A 17,181-nucleotide genomic window follows, 5' to 3' on the forward strand; every position below is an offset into this window, starting at 1 on the left:
GACAAAGAGAAACCCTCCGCGTTGCGGAGGGTTTCTCTAATCGGACGAGGGGCCAGCCCTCGTCTCGGCCACGATGCGTCAGGCGAGAATCAGATCGCCCAACCGCCAGCGTAGAACACAGCCAGGGCAACAGCGATCACCACGGTACCGATGTTCAGTTTCTTGAACTCGCCACCGACGATGCGGCCGATCACCAGGGTGCAGAAGCCGAGCATGATGCCGGTCACGATGTTGCAGGTCAGCACGATGAACACCGCGCACACCAGACCCGCCATCGCGTCGACCATGTCGTCCATGTGCAGGCGGCTGATGCTGCCCAACATCAGGAGACCGACATACATCAGCGCCGGAGCGGTAGCGTAAGCCGGAACCAGGCCAGCCAGCGGTGAGAAGAAGATCACCACCAGGAACAGCAGACCCACGACGGCAGCAGCCAGACCGGTCTTGGCACCGGCGGCGACACCAGCGGCCGATTCGATGTAGGCGGCAGCCGGAGCACCACCGAAGAAACCGGCGAAGATCGAGCTCAGCGAGTCAGCGGTCAGCGCCTTGCTGCCGTTGATGATCTGGCCTTTTTCGTCCAGCTGGCCGGCTTGACCTGCCACGGCGCGGATGGTGCCGGTCGCGTCGAAGACGGCGGTCATCACCAGAGCGAGCACGCTCGGGATCACGGCGGCGGTCAGCGCGCCCTGGATGTCCATCGAACCGATCAGCGAGGAGCCACCCGGAACACTCAGGCTCGGCATGGCGAACACGCCGGTGAATTTCACCGCCGGATCAAAGGCCAGACCGATCGCGGAGAGCGCGACGATCACGAGCAGGATGCCGCCCGGAATGCGGCGACGCTCGACGCCGAAGATCGCGGCCAGGCCCAGGACCGACATCACGACCGGGAAGGCGGTGATATTGCCCAGCGCAACCGGCAAACCCGGGTGGGTGTTCTTGACGACCAGACCGACGGTGTCCGAAGCGATCAAGAGCAGGAACAGACCGATGCCGACACCCGTACCGTGCGCGATACCGGCCGGCAGGTTCTTCAGGATCCAGGTACGTACGCCGGTCACCGAGATGGCGGTGAACACGACGCCCATCAGGAACACGGCACCCAGCGCCACTTGCGGCGACAGACCCTTGCCCAACACCAGACCGAAGGCGGTGAAGGCGGTCAAAGAAATGGCGCAGCCGATGGCCAGCGGCAGCTTGGCCCACAAACCCATCAACAACGAACCGAACGCCGTCGTCAGGCAGACGGCGACGAATACTGCACTGGTATCGAAACCCGCCTTGCCCAGCATGCCCGGCACAACGAAGACCGAGTAGACCATCGCCAGGAAGGTAGTGACACCGGCCAGAACTTCCTGACGCGTCGAGCTGCCACGCGCGGAAATCTGGAAAAATTTGTCGAGCTTAGAAGACCCAGTTCCGACGCCCGCTACTGGCAGGCCATCTTGTTCAATCATGATACAGCTCCTTTATCAGCACGCTGAAACGGCCAGACCTCTGCCCGTCATCAGGTTTGCTCTCATGTCATTCGTGTTTGTGAACAAGGGAAAGGTCAGACAAAGCCATACGGCCCGCGCTTCTCTATTTCCCTGCAGTTTGCTAGTGCAATCGGAACGTCTTGAAGGGATCACCCTGAATACGCCACCGATGGTGTGGGTGGAAGCGACTGCAGTAAGGAAGATAGACGAGGGGAGGCGACAGGATTGCAGTACGGGGCGTTCCTGAACGCACCACCGACCGCTTAGCCCTGCCACGCCAGATCGCCGGAACCGGCTCCTGGCGGACCCGCCCTTCTGACAAGAAGAGCAGACCGTGTTTCTCCTCAACGCTATTTCGACAGCTTCATATGGTGGCTGCCTCTTCTTCCCTTTGCAGAGCGCATTCCTGCACGGAACTCTTTTTGTTGTCTGGTTTCCGTTGCGCCGCGGGTGGATCGATGGCCCCGTGTGAAGGACCCGAACCGTGCATTTATCTTACAAGGAAGAGACTTTATTGCACAACCGCTAGCATCCCCACCCGGCCATAGAAGCAGGGTTTTCCATTATTTTCAGCCAAAATCCGCCATTTATCGGTAAAACCGGGCAAAAACCCCCGCACCAAGGTGTTGCAAAAGTGCCGACACCTAGAGTAAACCCTCAAATTCTCCCCCTGTTTTTGGCATCCCCCCGGCGCAGGGCAGCCCTCTCGATCGCCAACGCCGTTTTTTCCGCTGCTCGATCGTCGAGAGCCAGCCGCCGCAACCTCATAAACATTGGGGACAGTTGCCATAAATTCCTTCATCATGCCGAGAACTTTGCCAAGGCCAAAATAGCTTTATGCCAAGCAAAGCCTGCCGCACGACATATCACACACATAACAACGAGGAGTTCAACAAGATGCAGATGACGGAACAAGCATCGAACGGCCTATTGGAAAGGCTGTTCCGACTCGAGGAGAACGGCACCAACATCAGAACCGAGGTTCTTGCCGGCTTCACCATTTTCCTGACCATGGCCTACATCGTGGTTGTCAACCCGGCCATCCTGTCGCTGACCGGCATGGACTTCAAGGCCGTGTTCGTCGCGACCTGCCTCGCCGCGGCGCTCGGCACCGCGATCATGGGCCTAGTCGCCAACTACCCGATCGCGCTCGCTCCGGGCATGGGCCTGAACGCCTACTTCACCTTCACCGTGGTCAAGGGCATGGGCGTGCCGTGGGAAACCGCGCTCGGCGCCGTATTCCTGTCGGGCATCCTGTTTGTCTGCGTGAGCTTGTTCAAGGTGCGTGAACTGTTGATCAACGCCATCCCGGACTCGCTGAAGTTCTCGATTTCCGCCGGTGTCGGCATGTTCCTCGGCCTCGTCGCACTGAAGAATGCCGGCATCGTCGTCGCCAACCCGGCCACCTATATCTCGCTCGGCAACCTGCACGACCCGAGAGCGCTGATCGCCATCCTCGGCTTCTTCCTCGTCGTGGTGATGGAGTACCGCCGGTGGAACGGTTCGATCATCATCGCCATCCTGGCCTGCACCGCGCTGTCGATCGGCCTGGGCCTGTCCGAGTTCAAGGGCGTGTTCGCGCCGGTGCCGAGCATGGAGCCGACGCTCATGAAGCTCGACATCAGTAGCGTGATGTCGGCCGCGCTGCTCGGCGTGGTGTTCGTGTTCTTCTTCGTCGACCTGTTCGACACCACCGGCACGCTGGTCGCCGTCGCTCATCGCGCCGGGCTGTCCAAGAACGGCAAACTGCCGCGCCTGAAGCGCGCGCTGATGGCCGACTCGACCGCGATCATCGCCGGTGCGGCGATGGGCACGTCGTCGACCGTCGCCTATATCGAGTCCGCCGCCGGCGCCGCCGTCGGTGGCCGCACCGGCCTGACCGCGTGCACCGTCGCCGTGCTGTTCGCCGCCTGCCTGTGGTTCTCGCCGTTGGCCGAGTCGGTGCCGGCCTACGCCACCGCGCCGGCGCTGCTGTACGTCGCCGTACTGATGACGCGCGGGCTCGCCGAGGTCGAATGGCGCGACATGACCGAAGCGGCACCGGCCGTGATCGCCGCGCTGACGATGCCGTTCACCTACTCGATCGCGACCGGTATCGCCTTCGGCTTCATTTCCTACGCCGTCATCAAGCTGATGTCCGGCCACGCCCGCCAGGTCAAGCCGGCGGTCTGGGTGATCGCCACCCTGTGGGCGCTGAAGCTCGCCTTCCTCGATAGCGCGCACTAAGCCGCGACGCGCCAAGAAAAAAGCGGGCCGCCCCCAAGGGGACGGCCCGCTTCGTTTTGGGCGCCGCCCACCCGGAGCGGGGGCACCGGTTTTGGTCTAGACTTGCAGCGCTTTCCTACCGCCCGGCCAGACATCACGCCATGCAAAGCCTCAACAACCTCGACTACGCCAGCTACCTGAAGAACGCGATCCGCACCGTGCCCGACTGGCCGCACGAGGGCGTGATGTTCCGCGACATCACGCCGTTGCTGCAGAACCCGAAGGCGTTTCGTCTGTTGATCGACGTGTTCGTGCACCGTTATATGGACGCCGACATCAGCCTGGTCGCCGGGCTAGACGCGCGTGGCTTCATCATCGGCTCGGTGCTCGCCTACGAACTGAACGTCGGCTTCGTGCCTATCCGCAAGAAGGGCAAGCTGCCGTTCACCACGATCGCCGAAGAGTACGAACTCGAATACGGCAACGCGACGGTCGAGATGCATACCGACGCATGTCGCGAAGGAGACCGCGTGGTGCTGATCGACGACCTGGTCGCGACCGGCGGCACGATGATGGCCGGCTACAAGCTGCTGCAGAAACTCGGCGCCGAAGTCGTCGAAGCCGCAGCGATCATCGAACTGCCCGAACTGAAGGGCGGCGAGCTGATCCGCTCGAGCGGCCTGCCGCTCTACACCGTGTGCAGCTTCGACGGCGCATAAGCCCCCTAAAGTCACCGGCCACCTTAATCGAGGTGGCCGTTTCCTACGCCTACGGCCTACCTTGCAGCGAGCCGCCCGGATGCGCGCCGTTCGGCCTCCTCGGCCTCGCGCGCCTTCTTGACGAACAGCCATACGCAGTAGCCGACCATCCCGGCCGCCACGACGATGGTGAGCAGACTCAAAATGCCCACATAGGACGACAATAGTTCTTTCCAGAGTTCCATGGCCTTGCCCTCCCTGCCTGCGCCGATTGGTATGCGGCAAGGGTAAGGCTCGGCCAAGCTTCGGGCCTTGACCCAAGTCAAACTGCATAGGATCGGCTACCGCGAACGGAAAACGCCAAAAACAACAGCCCCGCACAAGGCGGGGCTGTCGGGGGTGCAAGGTTGGCCGAGCTTATTTCTGGCCGAGGTCCTTGGCGAGGAAGAAGGCGTCGGAGAAGAACTCGTCCTCCGGCAGGCCGCGTTCGGCGATGAAGCTCTTGTGCGCCGCCTCGACCATCACCGGCGCGCCGCAGGCGTAGACCTGGTAACCGGACAGATCGTCGAAGTCGTCGAGCACGGCCTGGTGGACGAAGCCGGTGCGGCCGGCCCACTCGTCTTCCGGCAGCGCGTCGGACAGCACCGGGATGAAGGAGAAGCCCGGCAGCTGCGTCTGCCACGAGCCGGCCAGTTCGGCCATGTAGAGGTCGGCCTTGGTGCGCGCGCCCCAGTACATCACCATCGGGCGATGGATGCCGTTGTGGATCGCGTGCTCGACGATGCCCTTGATCGGTGCGAAGCCGGTGCCGCTGGCGATGAACACGATCGGCTTGTCCGACTCTTCGCGCAGGAAGAACGACCCCATCGGGCCCTTGAAGCGCATGATCTCGCGCTCCTTCATCGTGTTGAACACGTACTCGGAAAAGCTGCCGCCCGGCTGGTTGCGGATGTGCAGCTCGAGGAAGGCATCGTCGTGCGGCGCGTTGGCGATCGAGAAACTGCGCTTCTTGCCGTCCTTCATCAGAATGTCGATGTACTGGCCGGCGCGGAACTGCAGCCGTTCGGACACCGGCAGCTTCAGCCGCAGCACCGCGACGTCGTGGACCTTCTCGATCTTCTCGATGCGGCAAGGCAGCGTCTTGATAGGGATGTCGCCGATACCGGTCACCTCGCGCGCCTCGATCGAAAGCTCGGCCAAGCCTTCTACCGGACGCGCGCAGCAGAACAGTGCGTAGCCCTGCGCGCGCTCGTGCGGCGGCAGCGCCTTTTCCTGGTGCGGGCCGTGTTCGACCTCGCCTTCCACGATCTTGCCCTTGCAGGCGCCGCACGCGCCGTCGCGGCAACCGTACGGCAAGCCAATGCCCTGACGCAGGGCCGCTTCCAGCAGCGTTTCTTGCGCTTCCACCGCAAAGCTGTGCCCGCTCGGGAGCACCTTGACCTGACACGTCATCTTCTTCCTCTACCTCTAAAGATCGCTAAAATGTGCGACATGCGTACCCTGTTGATCGCCGGCGTCGGCGACGTCGCCCGCCGCGCCCTGCCCGCCCTCACCCGCCGCTGGCGCGTGCTGGCGCTTGTCCGTTCCCCCGAAGCCGCGCATCGCGCTCGCTCGTTCGGGGCGATTCCTCTGCCCGCCGACCTCGACGATGCCGCGTCGCTCGAACGTGCCGCAGGCCTCGCCGATGCCGTGCTCTACACCGCGCCGCCGCCGCTTTCCGGCGCCACCGACCCGCGTATGCGCAAGCTGTTGTCGGCGCTGGGAAAGGGCGAAAGCATACCACAGCGCTGGGTCTACATCAGCACCACCGGGGTGTACGGCGACGCCGGCGGCGCCTGGCTGCACGAGGCTTCGCCGTGCCGAGCCGCCAGCCCCAGAGCGCTGCGCCGGCTCGACGCCGAGGCCCGCTTGCGCGCCTTCGCCGCGCGCCACGGCGCGAGCCTAACCGTGCTGCGCGCGCCCGGCATCTACGCCGAAGAGCGGCTGCCGCTCGAGCGTCTGAAGGCCGGCACCCCCTGCCTCGAAACCGGCGACGACTCTTGGTCGAACCACATCCACGCCGACGACCTCGCGGCGATCTGCGTCGCGGCGCTCGAGCGGCAAGGCGGCATCCGCGTCTACAACGCGTGCGACGACCAACCCACGGCGATGGGCGACTGGTTCGACGCGCTCGCCGACGCCTACGACCTGCCCCGCCCCGCCCGCCTGTCACGCGACGCGGTGCGCCAAACAGTTTCGCCCGCGCTGTGGTCCTTCCTCGCCGAATCGCGCCGTCTCTCGAACGCGCGTCTCAGGCGCGAACTGAAGGTCGAACTTGTGTGGCCGAGCGTGCACTGCTGGCTCGCTAAGCGCTCGGCCAACGTCGAGCACGGCCGGGACGCCCGGCTTCGACTCGCGTCGCACCGTGCGATTCGGTAACATCGCTGTTTTTTTACGCTAGCACCCCGTCAACGCCATGGAAAACCCGGCTTTTCAACGCCATATCAAGAGCTTCGTCCTGCGCCAGGGTCATCTGTCGCCCGGCCAGCAGCGCGCCATCGACGAAGGCATGCCGCGCTGGGGCATCGAATACCGCGCCGAAGTCCTCGACCTTGACGCCGCCTTCGGCCGCGAGGCGCCGAAGATCCTCGAGATCGGCTTCGGCATGGGCGGCGCGACCGCCGAGATCGCCGCGCATCATCCGGAACGCGACTACCTCGGCGTCGAGGTGCACTCGCCGGGCGTCGGCAACCTGTTCAAGCTGATCGGCGAAAAGTCGCTCAGCAACCTGCGCGTGATCCGCCACGATGCGGTCGAGGTGATCGACAACATGCTCGCCGACGGCAGCCTCGACGGCATCCACATCTTCTTCCCCGACCCGTGGCACAAGAAGCGCCACAACAAGCGCCGCCTGATCCAGCGAGCGTTCGTCGCCAAGCTGGTGAAGAAGCTGAAGACCGGCGGCTACCTGCACTGCGCCACCGACTGGGAGGACTACGCGCTGCAGATGATGGAAGTGCTGTCGGCCGAGGCCATGCTCGTCAACCCGCACGACGGCTACGCGCCGCGCCCCGAGTACCGCCCGCTGACCAAGTTCGAGCAGCGCGGCATCCGTCTCGGCCACGGCGTATGGGACGTGATTTTCGAGCGCCGCTGAGCACCCGCCCCAAAAAGCTCGGCCAACCCTTGAAGGTTGGCCGAGCTTTTTCGTTCACGCCGACTTCAGCGACAACAGTTGCGCGATGTCGTCGACGAGCTCATGCGGTTTGACCGCCGGCTCGTAACGCTTGACGAGCCGCCCCTGCACATCGATCAAAAACTTGGTGAAGTTCCACTTCACCGGCTGCGGATACTCACCGTCAGCGCGCGTCAGCCAGCGCCACAAGGGCGACGCGTCGGGGCCGTTGACGTCGCCCTTGACGAACATCGGGAAGCTGACGGCGAAGTGCGTCTCGCAGAAGGCGGCGATGGCGTCGGCGCCGCCGGGCTCCTGGCCGCCGAACTGGTTGCACGGAAAGCCGAGCACCGCGAAGCGCTCGGCGCCGAAGTGCAGGTACAGCTCTTCCAGCCCCTCGTACTGCGGCGTGTAGCCGCATTCGCTCGCGGTGTTGACCACCAGCACCACGCGCCCGCGGTAGACCGAGAGGTCTTCGGGCTCGCCGGCGAGTCGGCTGGCGCCGAAGTCGTAAAGCGTAGTCATCGCTATCCTCCATCGTTATAATTTCCCGAGCTTTTTACTCAGGTTTTGCACGATGTTTACTCCCAGCCGTCAGGACGCGCGCCAGTTTTTCTTCGATACCTGGCGCAAGCACAAGGCGGGCGACCCGCTGACCGATCTGGAACGGCTGACGCTGTCCATCCTGATCGAGCACCCCGAATACCATCCCATCGTAGACAATCCCGACCGCTATGGGGAACGCGAATGGCAGCCCGAGGACGGCGACACCAACCCCTTCCTGCACATGGGACTGCACCTGGCGATCGAGGAACAGCTGTCGATCGACCAGCCGTTCAGCATCCGTGAGCTGCACGACACACTCGCGCGCCGTCACGACGACCGCCACGCGGCGCAGCACGAGATGATGGAGTGCCTGGCCGAAATGATCTGGCACGCGCAGCGCAACGGCGGCATGCCCGACGTGAACCTGTATCTGTCCTGTATCCGCGGCCGGCTCGGCATCGGGCCGGAAGACACGCCGCGGCTGAACCCAGACGAAATCGACTGACCCCCAGATCGACCTATGCGACGACGCCCGGCACTCTCCGGGCGTTTATTCGGTTCAGGGCTCGGCCAACCTTCCCGCATGGCGCACGCGCCAGTCGTCGAGCGCGGCGTCGATCGCGGCGAGGTCGCCGAACAGGTGCAGGCGCGGCGTGTCATGCCCGAGCCCGGCACAGGCGCCGCCGCCGGCCCAGACTTCGACCGAGGCTGGCAGCATGGGCAACAGCCTTTGCACGTCGGCCAGCGGCGCGCCCTGGTAGGACACCGAGAACGACAGCGCGACGACGTCGACCCGATGCTTGGCGGCGGCGCCGGCGATGTCGGCCAGCGGCAGCTCGGTGCCGAAGCCTATCGTCTGCGCGCCCGATAGTCTGAGGATCGTCTCGACCATCATCAGCCCGATCGAATGCGCCTCGCCCCGGCAGGTGGTCAGCATCACGCGCGGGCGCTCGCCCGACACCGGTATCGCCGCCAGCGTCTCGCGCAGCAGCCGCTTCACCTCCTCGGTGTACAGATGCTCCTCGTACGCCTCGGCGTCGCCGCGCATCCAGGCCTCGCCAACGAGACGGTTCGCGTGCGACAGGAACTCGCTGACGAAGCGGCGCAGGCCGAGTTCGAACAGACGCCGTTGCATCAGCTCGCGCAGCGCGTACGGGTCGTGGCCGGTGAGTCGTTCTGCGAAGTCGACACAGACGTCGGGCACCGGGCACTCGGGCCGGCGGACGATGGCGAGGGCCGACAATTCGTCGGCCGACAGGCGGACGAGCCTCCCCGGCCGGAGTCCCATCTCCATCAGGCGACGGATCAGGCGCAGCTTGTCGACCTCCGGTCTCGTGTACACGCGGTCGCCGGCGGCGTTACGCGCCGGCGACGGAAAGCCGTAGCGGCGCTCCCACATGCGCAGCGACTCTTTCGGGATACCGGTCTCGCGCTCGACGGCGGCGATAGGCAGGCCCGTGCGATCCTCGCTCCCTGCCATCTCCCCCTCCTTCACCGATCAAGGCACCCGCTGATGCGCTGCGCCGCTGAGCCACCGAAGCCGCGCGCCGATCAGCGGCAGCTGCTTTACACGCCTTCGGCCGCTCTCCAGTCTCGAGGTGTCCGGCGAGCGTTCCGTCGTCGCCCAGCACTGCCGTGCCGGCCGATCAGGACCTATTCGAAGCCCTAGAAGACGAAGGCGCGCGGGCCCTTGCGACGCGCTCACGCACGATGAAGCACAGCCGGCGAGCTCTCGACCGCCGGAACGTTGGCCGAAGCGCGGCGGCGCCGTTCATCACGCCGAGCAGGCTCATGTCGACCAGAAGGTGCGCCGTCCCGGCAGTCAGCTAACCCGTGCGCCCCCTTGTCGTCGCCGGCGCGCACACGCGCCGGCCGCGACTACCGCTTTCTCCCTAGCAGCGATTCGCGCAAGTCGGGCTCGCTCGTCGCCGCGTCGAGCCAGATGCCGAAAAAACGGCGCGCGAACGCCGGCTCGTTCACGCGCCCGAGAAAGCGGCCGTTGTGCCAGAACGCGACGCCGCCCGCGTCCATCGCGCCGACGATCACGTCGCCGGCGTTCAAGCTGGGAAACAGGCGGCGTACCGCCGCCGACCAGCGCGAACGCTGGTCCGGCGTCGGCCGGACGCGGTCGATCTCGCCGCGGCTCACCTCGGCGATCTGGTCGCCGTCGAAGTCGCGCGCGCAGCGCAACTCGAGCGCGAACGGCCGCGCCCAGTCGAACACGCCGCCCGCTTCGGTATAGAGCGTCGCTTCGTAGAGTTTGAACCCGGCCCAGCGCATATCGCCGCTGCCGCGCGCCTTCAGCGACGGCTGACGGCCGGCCAGCGGCGGAGGCAGCGCCGCCCACACGGGCGTGATCGCCGCCACGAGCGCGAGGCTAAGGACGATGGATTTCCAGCTACCAGACATCGGTACGTCCGCTCGAGAAGCCGGCCTCGCAGCAAGCCGGGTAAAAGCGCCACAGCGGCACGAAGGCCTCGTCGAAACCGCGCACATGCACGCTGGGCAAGGCGTCTTCAAAGGCCTGCGCCCAGCGGCGCAGCGTTTCGGCGTAGTCGTGGCCGAAGGCGAAACGGTTGACAAGGCTGAGGCCCGCCGTGGCGATCTCGTTCGCGAGTACCGTCGGCGACGGCAGCATGCCGCCCGGGAAGAGGTACTGTGGGATGAAGCCGATGCCGCGCCGGTAGCGCGTGAAGTGTTCGTCGGCGATGGTGACCCCCTGCCCCCGTGCGCTACCGCCCGGCTTCATCCATTTGCGCAGCACGCCGAAGCCGGTCGGCCACCCCCGCTCGCCGGCCGCTTCGAGCATCTCGATCGACACGACGTGGTCGTAGCGGCCCTTGATGTCGCGGCAGTCGATCTGACCGGCGCGGTAGGCCTCGGCCAGACCGATGTCGCCCGATAGCACGCTGTGCCGGACGGCCGCCCAGTCACGTATCGTCAGTTCGGCGCTACGCCCGGGCAGGCGGCCGGTAAAGCGGTGGCTGCCCCTGTCCGGCGTCAGCAGCGCCAGCTCGCCGCGCAGCATCCGCTCCAGGAGGGGGCGCGGCGCGTGAGAGGCGACGAGCGGTCGGGTCGAAGGGGGGCTCATCCAGTCCTCCGCTTGAATGGGGTTTCGTCTGCCGAAAAATGGGCACCCGTTTCGCGAGCGGCCACAGCGCTTGCCGGTGATCCTCAGCCAGACGGTGAGGGGCAGGCGAACATCAGCCGCATGAGTACAAGCTTAATCAACGCTTGCGGCCGACCGGTGACTCGTGGCCGGCCCGGGCAAGCACGACAAGCCGGCGATGCCGGACCCGACAAGGCCACTCTCGTAGCAGGCCTTTCCGACGCTTTTCGACGAACGGGCCTCGACGATCCGGTTTTTGGGGCGGTGCTTATCTTGTTATCCGACCCGCCTCCGGCCTTGTCAACGAGTCGTCCTATACAAGGGACGGGCACAAAAAAACGGCAGCGGGAATCCCGCCGCCGTTCTTAAACCGTTCCCGACACCCTAATCTCGGGCCTACACCACCCGCCTCAGGCTCTCCCCCGCGACAAACGCCTCGATGTTTTCCGCGACCTGCGTCGCCAGCGCCCGCATCGCCTGCTGGCTCGTCCACGCGACGTGCGGCGTGACGATCAGGTGCGGCAGCCGCGACTTCAAGAGCACGTTGCCGTTGCGCGGCGGCTCTTCAGACAGCACGTCGACGCCGGCGCCGCCGAGCTGGCCGTACTTGAGCGCGGCGATCAGCGCGTTCTCGTCGATCAGCCCGCCGCGTGCGGTGTTGATCAGCACCGCGCCCGGCTTCATCGCGACCAGCTCGGCCTCGCCGATCAAGTGCTCGGTCGCCGCGTTGAGCGGGCAATGCAGCGAGATCACGTCGGCCGAGGCCAGCACCTCGTCGAACGCGGTATAGCCGTCGCGTACCGACGTCGCGCCCTTGTGCTCGGCAAAGAGCACAGTCATGCCGAAGGCGCGCGCACGCTCGGCCAAGGCCTGGCCGATGCCGCCCGCGCCGACGATGGCGAGCGTCGCGCCGGCCAGGTCGCGCACCGGCGCGCCGAAGTGACAGAACTGCGGCGCGTTCTCCCACAGCCCGGCGGCCACGTCGCGCTGATACGCCGGCAGGTTGCGCATCAGCGCCATCATCAGCATGAAAGCGTGCTCGGCGACCGCCTGGTCGCCGTACTGGCGCACGTTGGCGACCGCGACACCGCGCTCTTTGCAAGCGGCCAGGTCGATCATGTTCACGCCGGTCGCGGCGACGGCGAGCATCTTCAGATTTGGCAGTTGCTCGAGCGTCGCGCGACTGAACGGCACCTTGTTGGTGATGACGATGTCGGCAGCGGCGAGGCGCTCGGCCAACTCTTCGGGGCGGCTCGCCGGGTAGTCGCGATATTCGTGGGGGAAGCCCGAAATGGAAATCGGGACAGGCAGGCTGTCCCGATCGACAAAGACGATACGGTGTGGAGTCATCGGCGGCTCATTGGTCGAGTTCGTAGGCGATCAGATCCCGGTAAGCATGCCAAGAGGCCAGAGCCACGATCGGGATCAAGAACAAGAGGCCGACATAGTAGGTCAAGAAGCCGATTACCGTCATCGCGACGATGATAGCGGCCCACAGCAGCATCGTCAGCAGGTTCTTGTAGACGGCGACGAGGCTGGTGACCATCGCGCTGATGGTGTCGATCTCCTTGTCGAGCATCATCGGGATCGACACCGCGCTGATCGCATACACCAAGAGGGCGAAGAAGAAGCCGGTGCCGAAATAGGCGACGAGGAAACCGATGTTATCGACGGTGAACGATGCCGACACGACCTGGTCGAGCGAGGGCAGCGGGCCTTCGAAGAACAGCGCGAACATCAACAGCGACACGCGGAACCAGCCGAACACCAGCACGGTGAGCAGGGCCGCGTACAGTGTGAACGCCGGCATGTTGACCCGCCACGAGGTGATGGTATGCATCAGGTTGACGCGACCGCCGAACGCTTCGAGCTGGCGTGCCACGTCGTAGAGCCCGAGCGCGAGGAATGGCCCTGCCAGCAGAAAGATCGTCGAGAAGGTGATCACGTACTCCGGCGCCTGGTCGAAGTAGAACGCCAGGAAGAAGCCCATCAGCACGAAGATGATGCCGTAGAACGCGCAGTCGGCCGGCGCGCGCTTGAAGTCCTTGTAGCCCATCTTGAGCCAGCGCAGCGTGTGCGCCGGCGTGACATGACGGACGACGGGATGGTCGTGCGAAGGAAGGTGCGTGATGTCCATGGAGGTTCCCCTTGCAGAAAAGTACGACACGGTGGGTAGGCCCGAACTTCTTTCCTTTATAAGCAAGCGCTCATCCGATTGCCATCAAGAGCGATATGCAGATTGCGCTGCTACAATGCCGGCAGGACCCACCATGAGGACAAGAAGCAATGAGCACTGAACTGATTATCGAAGACCTGATCGTCGGCGACGGCGCCGAAGCGAAAGTCGGCCAGGAAGTCACCGTGCACTACACCGGCTGGCTGACCGACGGCACCAAGTTCGACTCGAGCAAGGACCGCTCGCAGCCGTTTAGCTTCCCGCTCGGCGCCGGCCACGTCATCAAGGGCTGGGACCAGGGCGTGCAGGGCATGAAGATCGGCGGCAAGCGCAAGCTGACCATCCCGGCCGAACTCGGCTACGGCGCGCGCGGCGCCGGCGGCGTGATCCCGCCGAATGCGACGCTGGTTTTCGAAGTGGAGCTGCTGTCGCTCGGCTGAGCCGGCACGACGTCCAAATAGAAAAAGCCACCCGAGGGTGGCTTTTTCTATCGAATCAAACGGGGGCGCTTTCTTTAGAAAGCTCGGCCAACGTGGGATTATTTATGGATGGTGTCGGAAGCCGTTTCACGCGCGCGGTGTTTCTTCCAGATGAAGACCGCCAGCGCGATCGCCATCAGGCCGACGGCGATCAACAGCCCGGACTGGCCGCGGTGCACCATCGTCATCAGCCAGTCGCGGTTGTACGCGCCGAAGTGACCGAGGTAGACCCACACCGGGACCGAGATCAGCGCGGCGAAGCCGTCGAGCGCGAAGAAGCGCCAGACCGGCACGCGGCGGGTCATGCCGGCAGTCAGGAAAATCGGCGAGCGCAGGCCGGGCAGGAAGCGCGCGACGAACAGCACCCAGTTGCCGTACTTGGCGAATTTTTCCTGCACCTGGTGGAAGCGCTCTTCGGTGAGGATCTTGGCCACCGGCCGGATGCGCAGCACCTTGTGGCCGTAGATACGGCCGAGCGCGAACATCACGCCGTCGCCGATCAAGACGCCGGCCATACCGACGACGAACATGGTGTGGACGTTGGCGTAGCCCAGGCCGGAGATGATGCCGCCGGCGACCAGGGTGATGTCTTCGGGGATGGGGACGCCAAAGCCACAGGCCAGCAGGACCAGGAACACGGCCAAGTAGCCGTAACCGGTGAAGAAGTCGATGAGAATCTGCAGGATATCCATTTTGTCCCGGCTGTCGCTGCCGCTTGGGCCCGGTGCGCGGGCCCGGTATTGAGCCCGGCTTGAGCGGCCTATAATAGCACACCTCGTTCCGGGACCAATCTCATGACGCGCCCCATCCGGGTCGAAATCTTCCTCGACGCCATCCGCCACAACTATCTGTTCGCCAAGCAGAAAGCGCCGAAAAGCCGCGCCTGGGCGGTGGTCAAGGCCGACGCCTACGGTCACGGCATCCGCCGGGTCGCCGCGGCGCTCGCCGACGTCGCGGACGGTTTTGCGCTCTTGAACGTCGAGGACGCGCTCGCGCTGCGCGCTGACGGTGTCACCGCGCCTATCATGCTGCTCGAGGGGCCGTTCGACGCGGGCGAGGTGAAAACGATGGCCGATTACCTGCTGTCGGGCGCGGTGCACGGCGTGCATCAACTGTCATGGCTGGCGGCCGCCCCGGGCCCGGTCGAGGTCTGGCCCAAGGTCAACAGCGGCATGAACCGCCTGGGCTTTCGGCCGGCAGAACTGGCCGCCGTGTTGGCCGAGCTCGCCGCGATGCCACAGGTCAGCATCGGCGCGCTGATGACCCACTTCGCCACCGCCGACGATACGGCGGGGGTCGAAGAACAATGGGCGACGTTCGAGCCGCTGGTGCGCGGGCTCGGCCTGCCGGTCAGCGCGGCCAATTCGGCGGCGCTGTGGGACTTCCCCGCCACGCACTGCGACTGGGTGCGCCCCGGCATCTGCCTCTATGGCTGCTCTCCGTTCGCCGACCGGCTCGGGGGCGAGATGGGCCTGAAGGCCGCGATGCGGCTGTCGGCCGACGTGATCGCCGTGCAGACGCTGGCGGCCGGCGAAGCGGTCGGCTACGGACGTCGCTTTATTGCAGACAAGCCGATGCGCGTCGGCATCGTCGCCTGCGGTTATGCCGACGGCTACCCGCGCGTGGCGGACAACGGCACGCCGGTGGCGGTCGACGGCGTGCCGTCGGGCCTCGTCGGCCGCGTGTCGATGGACATGCTCGCGGTCGATCTGAGCGATCTTCCGACCGCCGGCGTCGGCAGCACGGTCGAATTGTGGGGACCGAACGTGCCGATCGAGACGGTCGCCGCATCCGCCGGCACCATCGGCTACGAGCTGATGTGCGCGATCGCGCCGCGCGTGCCGCGAGTGTACTCGGATGCGGGGCTCGGCCAAGCATGAGTCGGTCCAAGCTTTGTGTCCGCCCGCACACACAAAAAACCGCAGCCAGGGCTGCGGTTTTTTCATGGGCCTAAAGCTCGGCCAACGTTGGCCGAGCCTCCCGAATCAGGCCGCATCCTCGATCGCGCCGGCGATCGCCTTGGCCCAGCGGTTGGCAAGATCGGCCTCGTCGGCTTCGACCATCACGCGCACCACCGGCTCGGTCCCGGACGGGCGCAGCACCACGCGGCCCCGACCGGCGAGCGCGGCCTCGGCTTCGGCGAGCGGCGCGGCCGACGCGGCCTTCCAGTCCTGGCCGTTCAGGCGCACGTTGATCAAGGTCTGCGGGAACGGCTGCCAGTCGCGGCCGATGTCGGCGAGCGTCATGTCAAGTTCCGCCAGGCTCTTCAAGACCTGCAGCGCCGAGATGATGCCGTCGCCGGTGCTGTGCTTGTCGAGGCACAGCACGTGGCCGGACGCCTCGCCGCCGACTTCCCAACCGCTGGCGTGCAGCATTTCCAGCACGTAGCGGTCGCCGACCTTGGCGCGGCCGAAGCCGATGCCGCGCGCCTCGAGCGCCAGCTCCATCGCCAGGTTGGTCATCACCGTGCCGACCACGCCGCCCTCGAGTTCGCCCTTCGCGGCCCGCGCCTTGGCGATGGTGTAGATCAGCATGTCGCCGTCGTAGGCTTGGCCACGGCTGTCGACCATGATCAGCCGATCACCGTCGCCGTCGAGCGCGATGCCGTAGTCGGCTTCGTGCTGCAGCACCGCCGCCTGCAGCGTCTTCGGATAGGTCGCGCCGACCTTCTCGTTGATGTTGAAGCCGTTCGGCTCGCCGCCGATGGTGATCACCTCGGCGCCCAGCTCGTGGAACACCTTGGGCGCGATGTGATAAGTGGCACCGTTCGCGCAGTCGATCACCAGCTTCAGGCCCTTGAGGTCGCGCTCGTTCGGGAAGGTGCTCTTGCAGAACTCGATGTAGCGCTCGGCAGCGCCCTCGATGCGGCGCGCGCGGCCGAGTTCGCGCGACGACAGCGTAGTCAGAGGCTGCTCGAGCATCGCCTCGATGTCGAGTTCGACCGCGTCGTCGAGCTTCTTGCCGCCCTCGGCGAAGAACTTGATGCCATTATCCTGGTACGGGTTGTGCGACGCCGAGATCATCACGCCGGCCGACAGGCGCAGCGCGCGCGTCAGGTAGGCGATGCCCGGCGTCGGCAGCGGGCCGGTCAGCAGCACGTTCACGCCGGCGGCGGTAAAGCCCGCCTGCAGCGCGGCCTCCAGCATGTAGCCGGAGATGCGCGTGTCCTTGCCGATCAGCACCGTCGGGTGCGCGTGGCGTTCGCGGTCGACCAGCACGCGGCCGGCGGCGTAGCCGAGTCTCAGCACGAATTCCGGGGTGATCGGCGACTTGCCGACCTCGCCGCGGACGCCGTCGGTGCCGAAGTATTTTCTGCTCATGGGTATCTCCTTC

18 protein-coding genes are annotated in these 17,181 nt (G+C 65.4%); 7 read left to right on the forward strand and 11 right to left on the reverse strand.

Going from position 1 to position 17,181, the window contains the following annotated elements; translation table 11 throughout:
- Positions 1–89 precede the first annotated feature (89 nt).
- Positions 90–1,460, reverse strand: a complete 1,371-nt coding sequence (locus DWG20_RS02350; protein ID WP_115432242.1) for an NCS2 family permease — start codon at positions 1,458–1,460, stop codon at positions 90–92.
- A 924-nt stretch (positions 1,461–2,384) separates the two neighbouring features.
- On the opposite strand from DWG20_RS02350, the gene DWG20_RS02355 reads away from it, so the two are divergent.
- Together DWG20_RS02355 and DWG20_RS02360 are read left to right on the forward strand one after the other, a co-directional pair.
- Complete coding sequence (locus DWG20_RS02355; protein WP_115434709.1) at positions 2,385–3,707, forward strand: NCS2 family permease; 1,323 nt, start codon at positions 2,385–2,387, stop codon at positions 3,705–3,707.
- 140 nt (positions 3,708–3,847) lie between these two features.
- Positions 3,848–4,405 carry an adenine phosphoribosyltransferase gene (locus DWG20_RS02360; protein ID WP_115432243.1) on the forward strand — a complete coding sequence of 186 codons (558 nt, stop codon included), beginning with the start codon at positions 3,848–3,850 and terminating at the stop codon, positions 4,403–4,405.
- Between the two features lie 56 nt (positions 4,406–4,461).
- Here the strand turns inward: DWG20_RS02360 and DWG20_RS02365 are convergent, their stop codons facing one another.
- Both DWG20_RS02365 and DWG20_RS02370 read right to left on the reverse strand, forming a co-directional pair.
- Positions 4,462–4,629 (reverse strand): DUF3149 domain-containing protein, encoded by a 168-nt coding sequence (locus tag DWG20_RS02365; protein WP_115432244.1) that lies wholly within the window; start codon positions 4,627–4,629, stop codon positions 4,462–4,464.
- 172 nt (positions 4,630–4,801) lie between these two features.
- A complete protein-coding gene (locus DWG20_RS02370) occupies positions 4,802–5,836 on the reverse strand; it encodes a CDP-6-deoxy-delta-3,4-glucoseen reductase (protein WP_115432245.1) in 1,035 nt (344 codons plus the stop codon).
- Positions 5,837–5,875: 39 nt separating this feature from the next.
- Here DWG20_RS02370 and DWG20_RS02375 point away from each other — a divergent pair, with 39 nt between their 5' ends.
- On the forward strand, positions 5,876–6,802 hold the full coding sequence (locus tag DWG20_RS02375; protein WP_115434710.1) for an SDR family oxidoreductase: 927 nt from the start codon (positions 5,876–5,878) through the stop codon (positions 6,800–6,802).
- 37 nt (positions 6,803–6,839) lie between these two features.
- Positions 6,840–7,520 (forward strand): tRNA (guanosine(46)-N7)-methyltransferase TrmB, encoded by a 681-nt coding sequence (trmB, locus tag DWG20_RS02380; RefSeq protein WP_115432246.1) that lies wholly within the window; start codon positions 6,840–6,842, stop codon positions 7,518–7,520.
- 54 nt (positions 7,521–7,574) lie between these two features.
- Here the strand turns inward: trmB and DWG20_RS02385 are convergent, their stop codons facing one another.
- On the reverse strand, positions 7,575–8,063 hold the full coding sequence (locus DWG20_RS02385) for a glutathione peroxidase (RefSeq protein WP_115432247.1): 489 nt from the start codon (positions 8,061–8,063) through the stop codon (positions 7,575–7,577).
- A 52-nt stretch (positions 8,064–8,115) separates the two neighbouring features.
- Here DWG20_RS02385 and DWG20_RS02390 point away from each other — a divergent pair, with 52 nt between their 5' ends.
- A complete protein-coding gene (locus DWG20_RS02390; protein WP_115432248.1) occupies positions 8,116–8,589 on the forward strand; it encodes a DUF1841 family protein in 474 nt (157 codons plus the stop codon).
- A gap of 54 nt (positions 8,590–8,643) precedes the next feature.
- On the opposite strand, the gene DWG20_RS02395 is transcribed toward DWG20_RS02390, so the two are convergent.
- From DWG20_RS02395 to DWG20_RS02415, 5 genes are all read right to left on the reverse strand, one after another.
- On the reverse strand, positions 8,644–9,564 hold the full coding sequence (locus DWG20_RS02395; RefSeq protein ID WP_115432249.1) for a MerR family transcriptional regulator: 921 nt from the start codon (positions 9,562–9,564) through the stop codon (positions 8,644–8,646).
- 398 nt (positions 9,565–9,962) lie between these two features.
- On the reverse strand, positions 9,963–10,493 hold the full coding sequence (locus DWG20_RS02400) for a chalcone isomerase family protein (protein ID WP_181880956.1): 531 nt from the start codon (positions 10,491–10,493) through the stop codon (positions 9,963–9,965).
- A complete protein-coding gene (locus tag DWG20_RS02405) occupies positions 10,483–11,175 on the reverse strand; it encodes a class I SAM-dependent methyltransferase (protein WP_115432251.1) in 693 nt (230 codons plus the stop codon). Before DWG20_RS02405 ends, DWG20_RS02400 begins: the two co-directional genes overlap by 11 nt.
- Positions 11,176–11,589: 414 nt before the next feature.
- Positions 11,590–12,543: a D-2-hydroxyacid dehydrogenase gene (locus DWG20_RS02410; RefSeq protein WP_115432252.1), complete on the reverse strand. Its 954-nt coding sequence runs from the start codon at positions 12,541–12,543 to the stop codon at positions 11,590–11,592.
- A gap of 7 nt (positions 12,544–12,550) precedes the next feature.
- Positions 12,551–13,330, reverse strand: coding sequence for a DUF2189 domain-containing protein (locus tag DWG20_RS02415; protein ID WP_115432253.1), 780 nt, complete (start codon positions 13,328–13,330; stop codon positions 12,551–12,553).
- A 149-nt stretch (positions 13,331–13,479) separates the two neighbouring features.
- Between DWG20_RS02415 and DWG20_RS02420 the strand changes: the two genes are divergently transcribed.
- Positions 13,480–13,809, forward strand: a complete 330-nt coding sequence (locus DWG20_RS02420) for an FKBP-type peptidyl-prolyl cis-trans isomerase (RefSeq protein WP_115432254.1) — start codon at positions 13,480–13,482, stop codon at positions 13,807–13,809.
- Between the two features lie 98 nt (positions 13,810–13,907).
- On the opposite strand, the gene DWG20_RS02425 is transcribed toward DWG20_RS02420, so the two are convergent.
- On the reverse strand, positions 13,908–14,540 hold the full coding sequence (locus tag DWG20_RS02425) for a DedA family protein (protein ID WP_115432255.1): 633 nt from the start codon (positions 14,538–14,540) through the stop codon (positions 13,908–13,910).
- 102 nt (positions 14,541–14,642) lie between these two features.
- Between DWG20_RS02425 and alr the strand changes: the two genes are divergently transcribed.
- Complete coding sequence (alr, locus tag DWG20_RS02430) at positions 14,643–15,728, forward strand: alanine racemase (RefSeq protein WP_115432256.1); 1,086 nt, start codon at positions 14,643–14,645, stop codon at positions 15,726–15,728.
- Between the two features lie 105 nt (positions 15,729–15,833).
- On the opposite strand, the gene glmM is transcribed toward alr, so the two are convergent.
- Positions 15,834–17,168 (reverse strand): phosphoglucosamine mutase, encoded by a 1,335-nt coding sequence (gene glmM, locus DWG20_RS02435; protein WP_115432257.1) that lies wholly within the window; start codon positions 17,166–17,168, stop codon positions 15,834–15,836.
- Positions 17,169–17,181: the final 13 nt, after the last annotated feature.

The organism is Crenobacter cavernae, assembly GCF_003355495.1.
GTDB classification, from domain to species: domain Bacteria; phylum Pseudomonadota; class Gammaproteobacteria; order Burkholderiales; family Chromobacteriaceae; genus Crenobacter; species Crenobacter cavernae.

Excerpts from the sequence above, each read along its gene's own strand:
- trmB (WP_115432246.1), top strand. The coding sequence starts at position 6,840 with ATGGAAAACCCGGCTTTTCAACGCCATATCAAGAGCTTCGTCCTGCGC.
- DWG20_RS02355 (WP_115434709.1), top strand. The coding sequence starts at position 2,385 with ATGACGGAACAAGCATCGAACGGCCTATTGGAAAGGCTGTTCCGACTC.
- DWG20_RS02385 (WP_115432247.1), bottom strand. The coding sequence starts at position 8,063 with ATGACTACGCTTTACGACTTCGGCGCCAGCCGACTCGCCGGCGAGCCC.
- DWG20_RS02390 (WP_115432248.1), top strand. The coding sequence starts at position 8,116 with ATGTTTACTCCCAGCCGTCAGGACGCGCGCCAGTTTTTCTTCGATACC.
- DWG20_RS02410 (WP_115432252.1), bottom strand. The coding sequence starts at position 12,543 with ATGACTCCACACCGTATCGTCTTTGTCGATCGGGACAGCCTGCCTGTC.
- DWG20_RS02360 (WP_115432243.1), top strand. The coding sequence starts at position 3,848 with ATGCAAAGCCTCAACAACCTCGACTACGCCAGCTACCTGAAGAACGCG.
- DWG20_RS02415 (WP_115432253.1), bottom strand. The coding sequence starts at position 13,330 with ATGGACATCACGCACCTTCCTTCGCACGACCATCCCGTCGTCCGTCAT.
- DWG20_RS02425 (WP_115432255.1), bottom strand. The coding sequence starts at position 14,540 with ATGGATATCCTGCAGATTCTCATCGACTTCTTCACCGGTTACGGCTAC.
- glmM (WP_115432257.1), bottom strand. The coding sequence starts at position 17,168 with ATGAGCAGAAAATACTTCGGCACCGACGGCGTCCGCGGCGAGGTCGGC.
- DWG20_RS02405 (WP_115432251.1), bottom strand. The coding sequence starts at position 11,175 with ATGAGCCCCCCTTCGACCCGACCGCTCGTCGCCTCTCACGCGCCGCGC.
- DWG20_RS02350 (WP_115432242.1), bottom strand. The coding sequence starts at position 1,460 with ATGATTGAACAAGATGGCCTGCCAGTAGCGGGCGTCGGAACTGGGTCT.
- DWG20_RS02420 (WP_115432254.1), top strand. The coding sequence starts at position 13,480 with ATGAGCACTGAACTGATTATCGAAGACCTGATCGTCGGCGACGGCGCC.
- DWG20_RS02375 (WP_115434710.1), top strand. The coding sequence starts at position 5,876 with ATGCGTACCCTGTTGATCGCCGGCGTCGGCGACGTCGCCCGCCGCGCC.
- DWG20_RS02370 (WP_115432245.1), bottom strand. The coding sequence starts at position 5,836 with ATGACGTGTCAGGTCAAGGTGCTCCCGAGCGGGCACAGCTTTGCGGTG.
- DWG20_RS02400 (WP_181880956.1), bottom strand. The coding sequence starts at position 10,493 with ATGTCTGGTAGCTGGAAATCCATCGTCCTTAGCCTCGCGCTCGTGGCG.
- DWG20_RS02395 (WP_115432249.1), bottom strand. The coding sequence starts at position 9,564 with ATGGCAGGGAGCGAGGATCGCACGGGCCTGCCTATCGCCGCCGTCGAG.
- DWG20_RS02365 (WP_115432244.1), bottom strand. The coding sequence starts at position 4,629 with ATGGAACTCTGGAAAGAACTATTGTCGTCCTATGTGGGCATTTTGAGT.
- alr (WP_115432256.1), top strand. The coding sequence starts at position 14,643 with ATGACGCGCCCCATCCGGGTCGAAATCTTCCTCGACGCCATCCGCCAC.